The organism is Thalassolituus sp. UBA675 (assembly GCF_002297765.1).
Classification (GTDB): Bacteria; Pseudomonadota; Gammaproteobacteria; order Pseudomonadales; family Oceanobacteraceae; genus Thalassolituus.
In genome coordinates this window covers 84083-100515 of the sequence record NZ_DBNJ01000026.1, presented here as the reverse complement: position 1 = coordinate 100515, position 16433 = coordinate 84083, and the positions used below count along the sequence as shown (strand labels likewise).

Genomic DNA, 16433 nt, shown 5'->3' with positions numbered 1-16433 from the left:
GACGTCCAATCAAAAAAGGCCACCGCATGGGTGGCCTTATTCACTGCACCCGTCAGATTAAGCCGCTTTAGCTTTTGACGCCGCAGTTTTAGCAGTTGTCTTGGCAGTTTCAGCCGCAGTGTTGCGCATCTCTTCCATGATGCCTTCCATCTGGGTTTTGAACTCCATAGTCATGTCAGACAGTGTTTTAACGTCTTCCATGATTTTCTTGTTCATGCCAGATGCAACTTCAGCCTGAGAAGACGCGAACGTGCGCATTGATTCCAGGTCCTGTACATCAGCCGCAGATTTCATCTGGCTCAGTCCCATTTCAGCGTAGCTCTTAACCGCGTTGATCTGATACTCAGTCAGCTTCTCCATGTTTTCAACGAACAGACTGTTGAACTTCGACATAGGCGCGTACATCGTTTTTGCCTGTTCAGCGAATGCATTAAGAATATTCTCTTGCATGGTCTTGCTCCTTCAATGGTTGGTAAGAACAACTGTCACTTCCACATGCTGCAGAAGTAACATTACACTTGGGTGACAGCCGTACGATTAAAGTAGCAGTCACAGCAGTGATTGCACCCCTTTAACCGCACCGCAATGAGCAAAGCTTACATTGCCCGTCACTGTGTCCGGATTTATCCAATTCCGTCAGTCTTTAGACTGTCCCGCCATCATCATAGACATCAGATTCTGCTGAAAATTGGTCATTGCGCTCATGCCTTTTTCCATCATTGGCTGATAGATACTCATTGGATCGTATCCATCTTCTCCCGCCTTCATTTTTTCCATCATTTGTTCAAACACATCTGTCTGAAATTGCTGAACGTCGGGTAAACCAAGCAGACGACGGAATTCTTCTGGCGTCATATCGAATGTGACATTCACTTTCATTTCGTGTTCCTTTATTTGGTTATTGGCGGCTCTGTCGCTGCTCATCTGGGGACAAACTAAGCCAGGCTATGACCGCACCGGCCAAGGAGGCTGCCCCTGCAAGCACAAACACCAGCGTGCCACCCAGAGGCTCCCAGAGCAAGCCACTGACCCAGGCCCCCACCGCACCTCCTAAGCCAAAACTGACACTGCTGTATAAAGCCTGGGCACGCCCCTGAAGATGATCCGGAAAAAGTGTCTGAACATAACGCATCGACACTGCGTGCATCACACCAAAACTGAACGCGTGTAAGATTTGCAACAGCAGAAGTACCCAGAGAGATCCGATAAGGTATCCGGTCAACATCCATCTAACGGCTGTAAGAGCAAGACTCAGAACGACCCAGCCTCTCCAGCTAAGCAGATGCATAATGCGTCCGAATTGCCAGAACAGCACAACTTCGGCGATCACCCCCACACACCAGATAACCCCGGTCAGACTGGCGCTGTAACCAGCTTCATCGAGGTAAATACTAAAGAAGGTGTAATAAGGTCCAAAAGACAACTGCAGGAGGATATTAACAAGAATAAAACCTGCGACAGGCCCCTTAAGCAAGCGTCGCCAGAACTGCTGATCTGTCTGATTTTCAGGTCTGACGGGGTGATTAACATGCGGCATAAGCCAGGCATTAGCGACGATGCAGAACATGAGAGCCCACATCACCGCAGGCAAAACTGAAATACTTAACGCCTGAAGCACTGCGCCAAGCAACGCCACACTGACAATAAAGCCAACGGAACCCCACATGCGAACGCGACTGTAGCGATCGACCTGATTCGCCATCGACTGCATACAGAGTACTTCGTACTGCGGCAGCATGGCTGCCCAGAAAAAGCCATAGGCGATCATAACTGCAGCCACGCCGTAGAAGCTTTGTGTTGCGTAGATCAGAGAAAAGCAGACCAGAGTAAGAAGACCAGCCATTCGCACCATCTGAACCGGGCCACGGAATCGTCGGCTCTGAGAGGCCCACATATTGGGTGCAAGAATTCTGACAACGCCAAACAAGGCCATGAGGCTGCCAATTTCGACCGCAGTGAACGAGAGGTGTTTCAGATACAGGCCCCAGAAGGGAGCAATACACCCCAGGAGTGCGAAGTACAGGGCGTAAAATAAGGCGAAGCGCGATGATGAAACTGGCATCAGCGGACGACCAGAAAAACGTATGAGGTGAAGGTACCAGCAGTCATAAGCGCCCGCTGGTAGTCGAAGTGCTTATCTTGATGTTTATTCCGGCGCCTGGCCTGGAATCACTGGCGTAGTACATACAACGTCGGCATTCTGGCCACGGTCACGCATCAGGTGATCAAGCAGCACGATGGCCATCATGGCTTCGGCGATCGGTGTCGCGCGAATACCAACACACGGATCATGACGCCCTTTCGTGATGACTTCAATCGGATTACCGTCAGTATCTACAGAGCGCCCCGGCAGAGCCATACTCGAGGTTGGCTTAAGCGCAATATGCGCAATGATGTCCTGCCCTGTAGAAATTCCACCAAGTACACCACCCGCATGGTTGCTCAGGAAGCCTTCTGGCGACATTTCGTCTCTGTGCTCAGTACCTTTCTGTTCGACAACATCAAAACCGTCGCCAATTTCTACGCCCTTCACTGCGTTGATGCTCATGAGTGCATGAGCGAGATCTGCATCGAGGCGATCAAAGATCGGCTCACCCAGACCCGGCTTTACACCTGTCGCTACGACGCTGATTCGTGCACCAATAGAGTTACACTCTTTGCGCAGCTTATCCATGTACTCTTCCATTTCTGGCACTTTACTCGCGTCAGGACAGAAGAAAGGATTGTTATGAACCTCGCTCCAGTCAAAGGCCTCAGCCTTAATAGGACCAAGCTGGGAAAGGTAGCCACGGACTTCAATGCCCTTTCCGGCCAGCACTTTCTTTGCAATCGCACCAGCAGCAACACGCATCGCGGTTTCGCGTGCAGATGAACGACCACCACCACGATAGTCGCGGAAACCATACTTCTGCGTATAAGCGTAGTCAGCATGTGCAGGACGGAAGGTTTTGGCAATGTTCGAATAGTCTTTAGAGCGCTGATCGGTATTTTCAATAATCAGGCCAATCGGCGTGCCTGTGGTCTTGCCTTCGAAAACGCCGGAAAGAATCTTCACCTGGTCTGGCTCGCGACGCTGAGTCGTGTGACGCGAGGTTCCCGGCTTACGACGATCCAGGTCAGCCTGAAGATCTTCTTCAGTCAGTGGAATACCCGGTGGGCAACCATCAACAATCGCCCCGAGGGCAAGTCCGTGACTTTCACCGAACGAGGTGACTGTGAATAATTTTCCGAAACTGTTACCAGACATAAGATTTCCGTCGCAGCGCTCACGCGCCTGTTGTTAATTCTTCAGTTAATACATCAAGGTCTGAGGCTCTCAGAACACAGACACCGTGCCCACCATGTTCAAACTCGGGCCACTCAAAAGCCAACTGAGGGTATGCCGTCTGTAAGGCCGGGAAGCTGTTACCGACCTCCAGAATGAAGATACCGTCGTCCGTCAGATAGTCCCGGGCCTCCGCCAGCATAATTCTGACCAGATCCAGACCATCATCCCCGGCCGCCAGTGCAAGCTCAGGCTCGTGGCGGTACTCCTTCGGCAACTCCGCCATATCATCGGCATCGACGTACGGAGGATTCGACACAATGATGTCGTAACGCCCGGATGCCGCAGAAAACAGGTCAGACTGTAATGCAAAGACACGATCATCAAGGCCATGCAGGCCAATATTAGCTTCAGCCACTTCTAAGGCCTCAAACGAAATATCGAGCAGTTCTACCTGAGCGTTGCCGAACTCATGGGCACAGGCAATACCGATGCAGCCAGAGCCTGTGCAAAGATCCAGGATACGCGCCGGCTCTGCACTGTCAGGGAGCCAGGGCGAAAAACGTGCCTGAATAAGCTCACCAATCGGCGACCGTGGCACAAGAACCCGCTCATCGACCAGATAGGGTTTACCACAGAACCAGGCTTCCCCCGTCAGATACGGTGTCGGTACTTTTTCGTGTATCCGCTGGCTCAGTAGATCGACAACACGTTCACGCTCTGAGCGAGTCAGTTTCGACGAACGCCAGTTATCTGCGAGCTGCCATGGCAGATTCAATGCGTGTGCAACCAGGTACAGGGCTTCGTCCCACGGATTGTCAGTACCATGCCCATGATAAACCTCATGTTCCGCCATCCGACTCACAGCCCAGCGCACAAAATCCTGCAACGTAGACAGTTCATTGATAGCTTCCTGAGCAAGTTGGTCGAATTTCATCAGGTCTGGCCGTCCAAAAAAGGCGCTATTGTATCAGGATCAGCAGCGGCGCTCACCATAGAGACTACTGTGGCCGTGCTCGAACGCATCAAGCGCGTCGTTAGCAATCTGATAGCCCAGATCAACCATCTCCTGTGCACGATAAAATTCGTACATTTCACAGCTTTCAGTCGGAATACGGATCAGCAGATCAGGCGGATACCCTGCCGTCTTAAAGCGACTCAGAGAAGACTGCATGACCTCAAACATACGGGTTAGGGTCTCCAGTTTTCCCAGATTCTCATTCGCTTCTTTACGGGCTTCATTCGTGCGCTTACCAAGCCACTCAGAAGCACGATCCATAACGGTATTGAGCCAGGCTTTCTTTTCGCTTTCAGATTCCGCAACATCTCTTACGAGGTTCTGTGGTGTCGGCACATCCGAATTGATATCAACGGCAATAATCAGGTCAGCATGAGCTGATACGCACGGGGTAATAGGTAAGGGGTTCAATACCGCGCCGTCCACTAACATCATGGTGTCGGTGATGACGGGTTCAAGAATGGTTGGAATCGCAGCAGAAGCACGCATTGCTTCGACCAATGAACCCCGCTGGAACCAGATTTCTTTTTCATGCTTCAGATCGGTAGCCACCGAGGTGTAGGGAATATCCAGGTCTTCAATATTGATCTCGCCTAGCAGCTCACTGATAACACCGTAGACTTTCTCAAGCTTGATAGCGCCACCGGATAGCAAGCTGAAATCGACGAGTTTCAGCACATCTATGTAGCCAAGGCTGGTGACCCAGTCACGATACTGGGGAAGTTTTCCTGCTGCATAAAAGCCACCGACAATGGCGCCCATTGAGCAGCCGGAAATTTTCACGATATCGTAGCCACGCTCTTCAAGCGCCTGGATAACGCCTATGTGGGTATAACCACGTGCGCCACCGCTCCCCAACGCGAGAGCGACGGTTTTCTTTGACTGATTCATCGGGTTGTCTAGTCCTATCGCCAGGCCAAAGCTGGCATTTATCTGCTTTAACGGCCCGGCCAGAACGTAAAGCGAACGGCCGGTCGGCGGTCCGCGGTAGGAGCTGGAGTTAGCGCCCCATGCGCTCTGACATCAATGCCCGGCAACGCTTTGCGTACCTGCTCGGCCAAACGTTCAGAGCATTCTAATGTGTCCTTGATATGTGCACCATCATAACAATGCACCATCAGGTGCAGGCGCGTCTTCAGACCAACAGAAAGCCCCTGAACTGCATCAAACAGAATCTGGCTTTCGGTAACGTTCACGCCACGACTGTCTGCTACAAAGCCCGGAAGCCAGCCCGACGTCACGGACAATGATGCAAGAACTTCGTCCTGGGTAACCTGCCCAATTTTCAAGGGTGTCCTGGTGACCAGTTGATCAATCAGAACTTTCGGCTGACGCCCGCCGCGCATGGAGATATACACCATGGTCAGTTTCTGGGTATCAGCGTATGGCTCAATGGTTACGAAATACGCCTGGTCTTTATCGCGGCTAACCAGACTGGACAGATCAAACACGTCGTTTGCCCAGAAGTTGCTGCTACCACAATCAATACCAATACACTCATACAGTGTTCTCTGACCGTCGGTCTGGCGCCGGAAGTACACTCTCACCTCTTCGAGACTTACGCCGTCCGGCAAATTATAAACGGAACGCTCGCGCTCTCCGGAGACACGCAATTCGCGCTCTCCAAAGGTATCTGCGCGCTGGTGCTTCAGCTCAGAAAGTACAAGCCTGTAGCGTGAAACGCTCTCTTCAGAGCGTTCGATTAATTCACTGTCGGGGAATGGTGGCGGTGCTGCAGAGACACCCGCAGGCATCACAGAAGCGAAAAGTACCGCCAAAAGTAGAGGATAAAACCGGGTGTAGCGGGCAAAGAGAAGCATAAGCAACCTGTTATGTGACACTCTGCCCAATGTATCAGAATCTCAGGCTGGCACCCAGCTGCCAGTAACCGTTTTCAGCCGGGTCTGCACTGACTTCAACTCCGGTACTGTCGGTCGCTCTGATCGTACGATTTCTTAGCTGACCAATCTCGGCATTCAGCCACACGCCATTGCGCCAGCGAAACTCTGCACCAACACCCATTCTCCAGTTCGTATAAGAGACGGTCGTTACCTTTGCTGGGGTCAGATCATCGACTTCTTCTTTCCAGTAACCACCGTCAGGATAGAAGCGGGCATAGGTTGAGAACTCCTGACTCCATCGGGTCTGAATATTCGACCTGGGAAAACCCAACCACATTTCAGTATCGGAGGTCAGCTTGGTGGCCAGCGCCAGAAGCGGCCGGGGTTTGCGGTCGCCAAATTTACGGTCAACCACAATACCGTATTGCCAGAAGGTCGTGCGGCCCGTGTAAGTCCGGCCACTGACCTCAACGTTCAGATTGAGATTCTCAGTACCAACAGCATCGAGGTCCGTCATGACGCCGGGCTCAGCCATCAGGTGAAACTCAGTGCTGCCAGTGCGTTTCTGTCGGTATTTAATTGGCACAGATAACCAGATGTATTCACCCTCTGCGGCATTCGCGCCTTCCCAACGGAATTCAGTTAACTCCAGAGACACATCAGAAGTCAGAGATTCTGTGCCACGGTCAGCCCGCTCAAGCGGCAATGAAATCGCAACGGTGCTGGTCGCAAATCGCGTACCTACGCCGCTGTCGGGAGCCCCTGAAATTTCCTGCCCCCATTGGAATGTGGAACCGTTTGCCTGAAGTGCTGCAAGTGATAGCAGCAGGCTAGTCGTTATTTTTTGCATACAAATTTCCGATAATCTCTTCAACACGGGCAAAACTGCAGAGTTGTCCTGAAGCTGCTTCCTGTTTACGGGCGATGTCGGTTGCTGCGAGAACATCAGCAACGAGTTTCAGATCTGCAAGAGCCTGGCCGCGCACTCCAACCTCTGCCTGACTTTCAGTGTAGTCGGCAATAAAGTCATATGCGTCAGATTCGGCACGTCGACGGAGTATGTCTGTCGGTTTGCTCAGGCCATTAAGTACATCCCGTACTCCGGCAAGTGCAAATGCGCTCTCGTGATCACCGGCCAGCAGTGCGTCTCGGATAAGAAGAGCCAATACATCCGCTGAACGACGGACGAGAGAATGAGGAGTGCCGGTCGTCGGTATCGACGCCACCGGCTTCTGTATATGTTCAGGCAACCAATTCAGCATACTGCATCCTCCACTGAAGATGAGGAGGATTCAGCAATTAGCAAGCCAAAATAACAAATCCTTTAAAAATCAGATAGATAAAAAGATATGCGGTCGTTTCTTACCGCACAGTGTCAGTTTACTGCCGCTCTGATTTTCCGCTGTTTCCGTCAGCAGCCCGGTTCCGTCGTGTGATATGCGTTCGGACGCTGCGAACACCGAGCAGCACCAATAACAGCACCACAGGCATCGCTACGCCCTTCGCCAGACTGACATCGATAGGTACCCCAACCGCTTTCAGGCCATTGAATGCAATCTCCAGCAACGACAAAAGGTAATAACCAATAGCAACTACCGAGAGCCCCTCAACTGTCTGCTGCAACCTCAGTTGCAGCTGACTGCGGCGGTTCATGGAAGATAACAGGTGCTGATTCTGCTCCTGAATCGACAAGTCGACCCGAGTTCTCAACAGGCTTGTGGTCCGGTGAATACGACGCGACAAATCCTCAAGACGATCCCTGACCGAGTTACAGGTTTTGATGCCTGGCGTCAGTCGACGCTCAAGGAACTCCTGCAGGCTCTGAACACCATCCATTGGGACTTCCTGCAGCTGTTTGATCCTGTCTCTGACCAGATCGTGGTAGGCCACTGAAGCTGAGAATCGGAAGTTTGTGTCAGAGCGATGGCGCTCGACTTCTGCCGCCAGATGCGACAGTTCCTGCAGCAGCTCGCGCTCATCTTTGTCTTTGTCGATTTCTGAGATACTCAAATTCAGAGTCGCCAGATTGTCCTCGATACGTGACAATTCTGCGCCCATTTCCCGGGCTACAGGCAGAGCCAGCAATGACATCAGGCGGTAAGTTTCCAGCTCACACAACCGCTGTACCATGCGACCGGCCTGATAAGCATTGAGATCCCGGTTCCAGGCGACGATACGCCCAAATCCGTCGCTATGAAGCTTAAACGCGGTCCAGACCTGGGCTTTATTCTCAGCGACTTCTGAACCAGACACACGCTGACCTTCGAACCAGCGCTTCAGGTCAACGTCACTGGGTGACGATTCAACCATCACCAGATTAACGGCTACGACTAATTCTCCGGGCATGCTGGCTAGCCAGTCTTTAGGAATAAACGCCAGAGCATCGTCAGAAAACGGGGCTGCGTCTTTGCTGATAAAGGTGAAGTTCGCAAATTCCAGATGGCGTTCCCAGCGCAGCTCAAACCCACCAAAATCCTGATACAAGCAACTGGAGTCGTTACCCGGAGCCGGCACACTATAACGACGACATAGGTCATTTACGTGCTCGAGAATTTCTTCACGATTGTTATCGAGCATCACTGTAAAGTGAGTGACCTGACAACCGCCCTCAATGATTGGCGATGGACGGTTGTGCAATTCTTCGTAGAGCGATGACCTTTGCGGGTGTACGCGCAGCGAGACCGCCGGAGCGCTGATCTCGGGCGTGCCCGCCTCACTCGCTACTTCCTGTATCGCATGTTTCATTGGGTTCTCCTGATGTATCTGCTCATCACTCGGGGCTGACACGCGCTCTCAGTCAAGTAATTCACTGAGCGGCATATCGAAGCGCTCTCCGAACTCTGAACTAAAGTCATTTTGCCATTGGCGTAATTTCACCAGCTTTTTGGCATCGCCGGCATTGGCCTTACACAGCTCCTTCAATGTCTGCCCGGCAAAGAACTCGGAGGTTTTGATGCTCTCAGGCGCCCGAACCCACGCCCAACGCCCCTCCTCCGTGAATACAACCCAACCTGACTTGCGGAATTCATTAAGCATATTGGTAACCCGCCCCGCATCGACGTCACCCAATTGGCGCCGAATATCCAACTCGCGATTAAGAGGTTCACCGCTTCGGGCTTTGATCAGAATTTCTGCCAGTCGCAATCGCTCATTCACTGGATGACGCCCTGCACCAGGCCGGCGATAATGGCTCAGGCCATAGCTCAGCTCAGCCCCCAGTAGCAAAAGCATCCAGGATACATAGATCCACAGCAGAAACAGCGGAACGGCAGCAAACGCGCCATAAATCAGCTTATATGATGGAAAAAGCCCCAGAGCGCCACTGAACAGAAACTTGCCCAATTCAAAGGCCGAGGCAACGATAATGGCGGCTATCAATGCATGAGGCACGGGTACTTTACAATTAGGCACCATCAGATAGACCACGGTCACTGCGCCGATGGTCAGTATCCACGGGATAAGCCGCGCTAGTATTGTCAGAGGCCCACCGGGAGAGCTCTCCCAAAGCGGCATCGACGCCAGAACAGAAGATGTGGCCACTCCGGCACCAAACAGCAGCGGACCGAGGCTCAATACAGCCCAGTAGCGGAAAAATGTCTGAATTTTCGAACGCGAACTTTCAACGTTCCAGATTCGGTTGAACTGTCCTTCAATGGTTTGCAGCAGGAAAATACAAGTCACAAATAAGGCGGCGATACCGATCCAGGTCAGCTGTCTTGCCTGCTCACTGAACTGGCGCAGGTAATCCGTAATCACTTCACTGCCCTGCGGCAGAACATAGCTAAGCAGTTGCTGGTTCGCATCCTGCCCCCACTCCTGCAGCGTCGGGATAGCACTGAGTATCGAATAGCTGACGGTGATAACAGGCACCAGAGCGAACAGCGTGGTGTAAGTCAGAGCAGCAGCTTCTTTGCGACGCTCCATGCTTTCGAAACGTTTGAGTGTCTGCCATAAAACGCGTCCGACATGGGCTGGTTCAGGGATAAAACTCGGCTTCATAGGTATCCTTAACGGGTATCCTTGTTACAATGGCGACCAAATGACTGTCTACCGGAATTCAGAAAAAGCATGAGCGATATTACCATTTATCACAATCCCCGTTGCTCCAAGTCCCGCCAGACACTGGCGCTTTTGCAAGAAAACGGCGTCGAGCCAACGGTGGTCGAGTATCTGAAAGAAACACCCGATGCAGCGACCCTGAAAGCGGTCATTGATAAGCTCGGCATCACGCCGCGTGAGCTACTTCGAACCAAAGAAGCCGAATATAAAGAACATGGTCTGAATGATAAAAACGTTGGTGACGATGCCATCATTCGGGCAATGATCGAATCACCCAAGCTGATTGAGCGCCCAATTGTGATCAAGGGTGATGAGGCACGCATTGGCCGCCCACCAGAGCAGGTACTGGAGATTATTTAATGGCTACGCCCTACGTTCTGGTGTTGTATTACAGCCGTCACGGCAAAACAGCCGAAATGGCTAAGCTGATTGCACGCGGTATCGAATCAACCGGACTGGAGGCCCGTTTACGCACTGTGCCAGAAGTCAGCCCGGTATCTGAAGCCACGGCACCGGCAGTGCCAGACGACGGCGCAGTCTATTGCACTCTCGACGATATCAAGCACTGCTCTGGCCTGGTACTGGGTAGCCCAACCCGCTTTGGCAACATGGCAGCCCCGCTGAAATATTTCCTCGATACCACCAGCAACCTCTGGCTGACGGGCGCGCTGATTGATAAACCTGCCAGTGTGTTCACTTCTACTTCGTCCTTGCACGGCGGCCAGGAAACCACCCTGACTTCGATGATGACGCCATTGATGCATCACGGGATGGTCATAGCAGGCCTGCCGTACAGCGAGGCCGGTTTATCCACAACCTCCTCAGGCGGTACCCCTTACGGCGCTACGCATTGGGCGGGCCCGAACGGCGATCGCGAGTTGAGCAAGGAAGAAATTGGATTGTGTAAAGCTCAGGGGGCACGCATGGCAACACTGGCGAAACGACTGTCTGGAGCAGACGAATGAAGTCAAACCGCGCCTGGTGGGCAATGGTGATCTGTTATCTCGGCCTCTTCGGCCTTTTATTGGCAGGTACTTACGCCAGCGCACCAGAACATGTAAAAGGCGATGAGGATATTCTAGGAGCTACACTGATGTTCTGGCTAGTGAAGTGTATCCCACTGCTGCTATTCATTCCGGGCATCATCAAGAAATCGCATTACGCAGCCTCCTGGCTTGCGTACATGGCCATGTTCTACTTCGTTGTGATTATCGCAACAGGAGCTGGCACCTGGATGTGGCTTCAGGTTCTGACCATAGCGCTGATGTTCATCGCTTCGCTGATGTTTACCCGCTGGAAGAAAGCAGAAGAACAGGCTTAATCTGCGATCAAAGCCTGCTCACTACGAATGGGATGACGTTACTCGTCGTCCCACTCTCCGTCCGTATCATCGTCGGCAATCTCAGTCGTAACCGTGCTGCCACACTTTACACACTTACCGTCGATATAAACAACGCCGCCCATTTCGTACTCAACCGGGTCTTTCATTCCCAGGTCCACTTCCATGCAGTCATTGCACCAGGTTTGCGTCAGAAAGGCTTCCTGATCTTCTTTATCGCGCGCGTAAAAATCCCGCTCTGTCCGTTCCATTGTTTACTACACTCTCAGTCGGGCCAAATGGCCATAAATAATTCCGAACCTATGTCATATATGACATCAGCTCACACTTTGATTCCCGTATTCTATGATGATTGGGCAGATCGATAAACGGAAACTCCCATGAGAAGCGCGAGTATCTGAGTGGCGAAGGCCTGTATGACGTTTTCCTGGCCTCTGACCGTGGCGATATCGTTTACAATGAACAGGCGACAACTTCCTCGTGGGTGGAGATCACTTGCTTCGTTCTGAGACGCGAGGATTTCAGGAGGCTCCAGACGAGTTTCTGAATGCGCTTCCAGACAATGCTGTCCCGAGTTCAACGCGGGATGCTATCCGTCAGCGCGGTTCCCTGGTTGGTTACCTCCGCTTAAAAACAGATGTGATTGATTCGGCCAGCTCTGGAAGCAACGGAACACTCTGTTTCGCTGCATATCCCTCTCTTTATCACTCAATTCAGTACCCGCTCGGATAAGGCACTTTCAATCCTAAAGCGTGTCCGTTATAAGAGTGGGTGAATTTCTATTCTTAACGGTCAGGTACTTATGGTCACGCTTCATCATCTTGAAAACTCGCGTTCACAACGTATTCTCTGGTTGCTCGAAGAGCTGGGTATCGAATATGAAATCAAGCTTTATAAACGCGATCCTAAAACCAACCTGGCGCCTGATGAACTCAAAGCGATACACCCTCTTGGAAAGTCACCGCTGATAACAGACGGTGGAAAAGTGATCGCCGAATCCGCTGTGATCATCAACTACCTGATCCGCAACTACGACAAAGATAATCGCTTCACCAATGCCCCCGACTCTGATGCCGCTCAGCAAAATGAATACTGGCTGCACTTTGCTGAGGGTTCGCTAATGCCGTATCTGGTTATGAGTCTGGTATTCACCAAAGTAAAAACGGCCCCGATGCCTTTCTTTGTCCGACCGGTAGCCAAAGGAATTGCCGATCAGGTAATGAAGAGTTTCATCAGCCCGAACGTTGAGAGCTCCCTGCGCTTTATCGAGGATCACCTGAGTAAAAACGTCTGGTTCTCCGGAGACGATATGTCCGCCGCCGACTTCCAGATGATATTCCCTCTGGAAGCTGCCATGACCCGCTCCGATATTGCCTCAAAGTTACCCGCGATCAATGCCTGGGTGAAAAAAGTACACGCGCTTCCAGCCTACCAGAACGCACTCAAGAAAGGTGGACCATACGATTACGCCTGATCGTAGTGCTGAATTATGATGAAATTTTTTAAAAGAACCTGGCTCGTCTGGATTATCGTCCTGACGGGCTGTGCTACTGCAGGCTTGCAGTCTTTAGACACCCAGGAATTATTCGGTAAATCGCTTATTGTAGAGCGCAGAGCTGACTTCAAGGCTGAGGAAGCCGCCTGGTTCAGAGAGGAAGTAAAGCCGGTTCTGGATCAGCGTTGTGTTGTCTGTCATGCCTGTAACGATGCACCGTGCCAGTTAAAACTGACGTCAGCTGAAGGCATTATGAGGGGAGCTAACCCTCAGAAGGTATACCACGGAACAAGGCTGACCGCGGCCGAACCGACCCGATTAGGTATCGACGCAGACTCAACTGCTGAGTGGCGACAAATGGGTTTCCACTCTGTGCTTAATGAGCGAACTCAAAGCCCGGAAGTAAACCTCGCTAACTCGCTCATTTATCAAATGCTGGCACTGAAGAAAAACGCGCCGGCACCTGAAAATGTACTTCTGAGTGATGACTACAATCTGGCTCTGAATCGCTCCCAGTCTTGCCCGACGCGTGAAGATTTCAATGAGTACGCAGAAGAGCACCCAAAATGGGGAATGCCATACGGGCTCCCTGAGATCAGTGATAGCGAATATAACACTCTGGTGCAGTGGCTGAGAGCCGGCTCGCCGATGTCTCAGCCGAAGCCCCTTTCCGATAAAACTAAACAGACGATCAGAGACTGGGAAACGTACCTGAACGACGACAGCCTGAAACAGCAATTGGCCAGTCGGTATATGTACGAACACCTCTTCCTGGCCAGCCTGTATTTTTCGGATGAGCCTCTTTTCCGTGGTATCGACCCGAAACAACGGCCAGAAAACTTCTTCCGGCTGGTCCGTTCGTATACCCCACCGGGTCTCCCCATCGAGGTTGTAGCAACGCGTCGCCCATATGACGACCCGGGCGTGAAGCGTATCTATTATCGATTAGAGCGTATAAAAGAAACCATCGTAGCCAAAACTCACATGCCTTACCGCCTCAACGATGAGCGCATGGAATGGATGAAGTCGCTGTTCAACGAGCCAGACTATGAAATTAGCAGCTTGCCGGGATACGAAGTTCATATCGCCTCCAATCCCTTTATCGCCTTCCACGATTTACCGGTGAAATCCCGTTATCGCTTTATGCTTGAAGAGTCTGAATACATTATCCGTGGCTTTATCAAGGGGCCGGTTTGTCGCGGGCAAGTTGCGTTGAATGTGATCGACGATCATTTCTGGGCCGTATTTATAGACCCTGATGCGATTGACTCTGGTGAGCTCGCAGATTTTCTCAGCGAACAAAGCAATAACCTTCGTTTGCCGGGCGAGGCAGAGAGTAACGCGGGTATTCTCAGCAACTGGTTGAAGTACTCTGATCTGCACAAAGACTACCTCGAAGCCAAGAACCAAAAAATGATCGAGCACTTCCCTGAGGGTAAGGAGCTTGACCTTGATCTTATCTGGGATGGCGACGGACACAATCCGAATGCGGCACTCACTATTATGCGCCATTTCGACAGTTCCTCTGTCGAACAAGGCTTCATTGGGCAACCGACCAAAACCGCCTGGGTCGTGGATTACACTCTGCTTGAGCGCATCCACTATCTGTTGGTCGCTGAATTCGATGTCTACGGTAACGTCGGCCATCAGCTGATGACCCGTCTGTATATGGATTTTCTGAGAATGGAGGGCGAGCACAACTTCCTTACCTTCCTGCCTCAGAAAAAACGGATTGAGCTGGCCAATTACTGGTACCGGGACGCCAGCGATGAAGTCGATGAGTATCTGGTCAATTATGAAGACTCGGTTATTACCGATCCGGGGATTGAATATCAGACTCAGGAACAGAAGATCGAACTGTATGGCCTGCTGAAGACCCACCTGAAAGGCGCCACCTCTATGCGCTACGAGTTGTCAGGTGCCGTCACTCCTGAGCGGCTTTCAGCACTCTTACCGATCAATGATGTTGTGGGTAAGCAAGCCACACTGATGCCTGAGATCTCATTCCTTATGATCGATCAGGTGATGGGTGACCCTCAGGTATTCACGCTGTTGAGAGCAAGCGGCCACAGCAACCTGACGGGCCTGCTGTATGAGGAGAACAATCGTCTTCCGGAAGAGGATTACCTGACGATCGTACCTGGGCTTCTTGGCACTTATCCAGCGGCCATTTACCGTGTACCTGAGTACAGGTTAGGTGACTTTATCTCTGGCATTAAGGCGCTTGAATCAGAGGAAGACTACAAGTCGCTGGCAGGGCAGTTCGCTGTCCGTCGCACGTCACCAGACTTCTGGCAGAAGAGTGACGAGCTGCATAGCTGGTTCCGTAAGGACAGTCCGCTGAACTACGGCGTGCTTGATTACGCTCGTCTTGAAAACCGGTAAGACGTCAGGCTTCAATACTTCTGAGGCACGGATGCCGGAGTATTGGTATTAAAACACCAACAAATCAAACACCCACAAAAAAGCCGCATCAGATGCGGCTTCTTTGTGTTCTTGCACAACCGTTAGGCTGCGACTATCTACGCGCGATAACCCATACCGCGTGAATGATACCTGGCAGATAACCCAACAGAGTCAACAGAATATTCAGCCAGAATGCCCCACCAATACCAACTTGCAGAAACACACCAAGTGGGGGTACCAGTACTGATAGTAAAATCCGGATAAGATCCATGTCTTACTCTCCATCATAATGAACGTAAAGATATAGATGGCTTATCCGGTCTGAAGTTCAAACTGTTTTACAGGCCAGCACTGCTGAGCAGGTTCTCGATGACTTCTTCATCTGGAATGCGGAAACTCGAATTCGAGTGAACCACCTTACCTTCCGGGTTAATCATGTACTTGTAAAAGTTCCAGCGAGGGTACTGGTCCTGACTGGCGACCTCTTTGAAAAGTGGGTGAGCATTCTCCCCCTTCACAGGTACTGTCGATAACATGGTAAAGGTGACGCCAAAGTTTTTGAAACAGACTTCAGCGGCTTCTGCCTCGTCCTTTGCTTCCTGATTAAAAGAATCAGAAGACACGCCCAGAACGACCAGTCCGCGATCCTTATATTTCTCATGAATCGCTTCAAGATCGCCAAACTGATCGGTAAAGCCACAGTGACTCGCCGTATTCACAAGTAATACGGGCTTACCGTCCGTCACATCACACAGATTCAGCATCTTACTACTGTGAAGCTGTTTCATCGTATGGTGATAAATTTCCGGGCAGGATTCTGGATAGCTACCTTCACTTTCTTCAGCCTGAACACTGATGCCTGCAAAGGTTAACGACAGCGCACCGATAAAAAATAACTGCTTGAGTGAATTACGCATGGTTTTCTCCTCAATGTGGTTATTAAGAATAGCAAAAACGCTGACAGGTAAGGAACAGGCCGTCCGGGCGCTGACATGATATTATCCGGCCAC

General features: G+C 51.4%; 19 protein-coding genes. 5 read left to right on the top strand and 14 right to left on the bottom strand.

Annotation, left to right across the window (positions count from 1 at the left end; all coding sequences use genetic code 11):
• Positions 1 to 57: 57 nt before the first annotated feature.
• The 11 genes from B3007_RS11155 to B3007_RS11105 all read right to left on the bottom strand — a co-directional run bounded on the left by B3007_RS11155 (position 58) and on the right by B3007_RS11105 (position 10123).
• A complete protein-coding gene (locus B3007_RS11155; protein WP_068436212.1) occupies positions 58 to 450 on the bottom strand; it encodes a phasin family protein in 393 nt (130 codons plus the stop codon).
• Between the two features lie 186 nt (positions 451 to 636).
• A complete protein-coding gene (locus B3007_RS11150) occupies positions 637 to 879 on the bottom strand; it encodes a DUF6489 family protein (protein ID WP_068436214.1) in 243 nt (80 codons plus the stop codon).
• 19 nt (positions 880 to 898) lie between these two features.
• Complete coding sequence (locus B3007_RS11145) at positions 899 to 2062, bottom strand: MFS transporter (protein WP_301377526.1); 1164 nt, start codon at positions 2060 to 2062, stop codon at positions 899 to 901.
• An 84-nt stretch (positions 2063 to 2146) separates the two neighbouring features.
• Positions 2147 to 3247 (bottom strand): chorismate synthase, encoded by a 1101-nt coding sequence (gene aroC, locus B3007_RS11140; RefSeq protein WP_301377528.1) that lies wholly within the window; start codon positions 3245 to 3247, stop codon positions 2147 to 2149.
• A gap of 19 nt (positions 3248 to 3266) precedes the next feature.
• Complete coding sequence (gene prmB, locus B3007_RS11135) at positions 3267 to 4202, bottom strand: 50S ribosomal protein L3 N(5)-glutamine methyltransferase (RefSeq protein WP_301377529.1); 936 nt, start codon at positions 4200 to 4202, stop codon at positions 3267 to 3269.
• Positions 4203 to 4241: 39 nt separating this feature from the next.
• Positions 4242 to 5174 (bottom strand): patatin-like phospholipase family protein, encoded by a 933-nt coding sequence (locus B3007_RS11130; RefSeq protein WP_297532185.1) that lies wholly within the window; start codon positions 5172 to 5174, stop codon positions 4242 to 4244.
• A 47-nt stretch (positions 5175 to 5221) separates the two neighbouring features.
• Positions 5222 to 6103 (bottom strand): DUF4892 domain-containing protein, encoded by an 882-nt coding sequence (locus B3007_RS11125; protein ID WP_068441204.1) that lies wholly within the window; start codon positions 6101 to 6103, stop codon positions 5222 to 5224.
• Positions 6104 to 6137: 34 nt separating this feature from the next.
• Entirely contained in the window at positions 6138 to 6974 is an 837-nt protein-coding gene (locus B3007_RS11120) for a hypothetical protein (RefSeq protein ID WP_301377531.1), read from the bottom strand.
• Positions 6955 to 7386 carry a hypothetical protein gene (locus tag B3007_RS11115; protein WP_297532190.1) on the bottom strand — a complete coding sequence of 144 codons (432 nt, stop codon included), beginning with the start codon at positions 7384 to 7386 and terminating at the stop codon, positions 6955 to 6957. The genes B3007_RS11120 and B3007_RS11115 overlap by 20 nt, the downstream gene beginning before the upstream one ends.
• A 118-nt stretch (positions 7387 to 7504) precedes the next feature.
• Entirely contained in the window at positions 7505 to 8869 is a 1365-nt protein-coding gene (locus tag B3007_RS11110) for a DUF3422 family protein (RefSeq protein ID WP_301377534.1), read from the bottom strand.
• Between the two features lie 48 nt (positions 8870 to 8917).
• Complete coding sequence (locus B3007_RS11105) at positions 8918 to 10123, bottom strand: YihY family inner membrane protein (protein WP_301377536.1); 1206 nt, start codon at positions 10121 to 10123, stop codon at positions 8918 to 8920.
• 69 nt (positions 10124 to 10192) lie between these two features.
• Between B3007_RS11105 and arsC the strand changes: the two genes are divergently transcribed.
• From arsC to B3007_RS11090, 3 genes are read left to right on the top strand one after another with little or no spacing between them, the layout of a single operon-like run.
• Positions 10193 to 10543: an arsenate reductase (glutaredoxin) gene (arsC, locus tag B3007_RS11100; RefSeq protein ID WP_076515983.1), complete on the top strand. Its 351-nt coding sequence runs from the start codon at positions 10193 to 10195 to the stop codon at positions 10541 to 10543.
• Complete coding sequence (wrbA, locus tag B3007_RS11095; protein WP_076515981.1) at positions 10543 to 11148, top strand: NAD(P)H:quinone oxidoreductase; 606 nt, start codon at positions 10543 to 10545, stop codon at positions 11146 to 11148. Before arsC ends, wrbA begins: the two co-directional genes overlap by 1 nt.
• Positions 11145 to 11504, top strand: coding sequence for a DUF2069 domain-containing protein (locus B3007_RS11090; RefSeq protein ID WP_076515980.1), 360 nt, complete (start codon positions 11145 to 11147; stop codon positions 11502 to 11504). Before wrbA ends, B3007_RS11090 begins: the two co-directional genes overlap by 4 nt.
• Positions 11505 to 11542: 38 nt before the next feature.
• Here B3007_RS11090 and B3007_RS11085 read toward each other — a convergent pair whose 3' ends face one another.
• Entirely contained in the window at positions 11543 to 11773 is a 231-nt protein-coding gene (locus tag B3007_RS11085) for a hypothetical protein (RefSeq protein ID WP_068439062.1), read from the bottom strand.
• A gap of 551 nt (positions 11774 to 12324) precedes the next feature.
• On the opposite strand from B3007_RS11085, the gene B3007_RS11080 reads away from it, so the two are divergent.
• Entirely contained in the window at positions 12325 to 12996 is a 672-nt protein-coding gene (locus B3007_RS11080) for a glutathione S-transferase (RefSeq protein WP_076515976.1), read from the top strand.
• An 18-nt stretch (positions 12997 to 13014) separates the two neighbouring features.
• Positions 13015 to 15402, top strand: a complete 2388-nt coding sequence (locus B3007_RS11075; RefSeq protein ID WP_273088717.1) for a fatty acid cis/trans isomerase — start codon at positions 13015 to 13017, stop codon at positions 15400 to 15402.
• A gap of 133 nt (positions 15403 to 15535) precedes the next feature.
• Here B3007_RS11075 and B3007_RS11070 read toward each other — a convergent pair whose 3' ends face one another.
• Both B3007_RS11070 and B3007_RS11065 read right to left on the bottom strand, forming a co-directional pair.
• Positions 15536 to 15694, bottom strand: a complete 159-nt coding sequence (locus tag B3007_RS11070; RefSeq protein ID WP_076515971.1) for a YqaE/Pmp3 family membrane protein — start codon at positions 15692 to 15694, stop codon at positions 15536 to 15538.
• A 67-nt stretch (positions 15695 to 15761) separates the two neighbouring features.
• On the bottom strand, positions 15762 to 16340 hold the full coding sequence (locus tag B3007_RS11065; protein ID WP_068441235.1) for a glutathione peroxidase: 579 nt from the start codon (positions 16338 to 16340) through the stop codon (positions 15762 to 15764).
• Between the last annotated feature and the right edge of the window lie 93 nt (positions 16341 to 16433).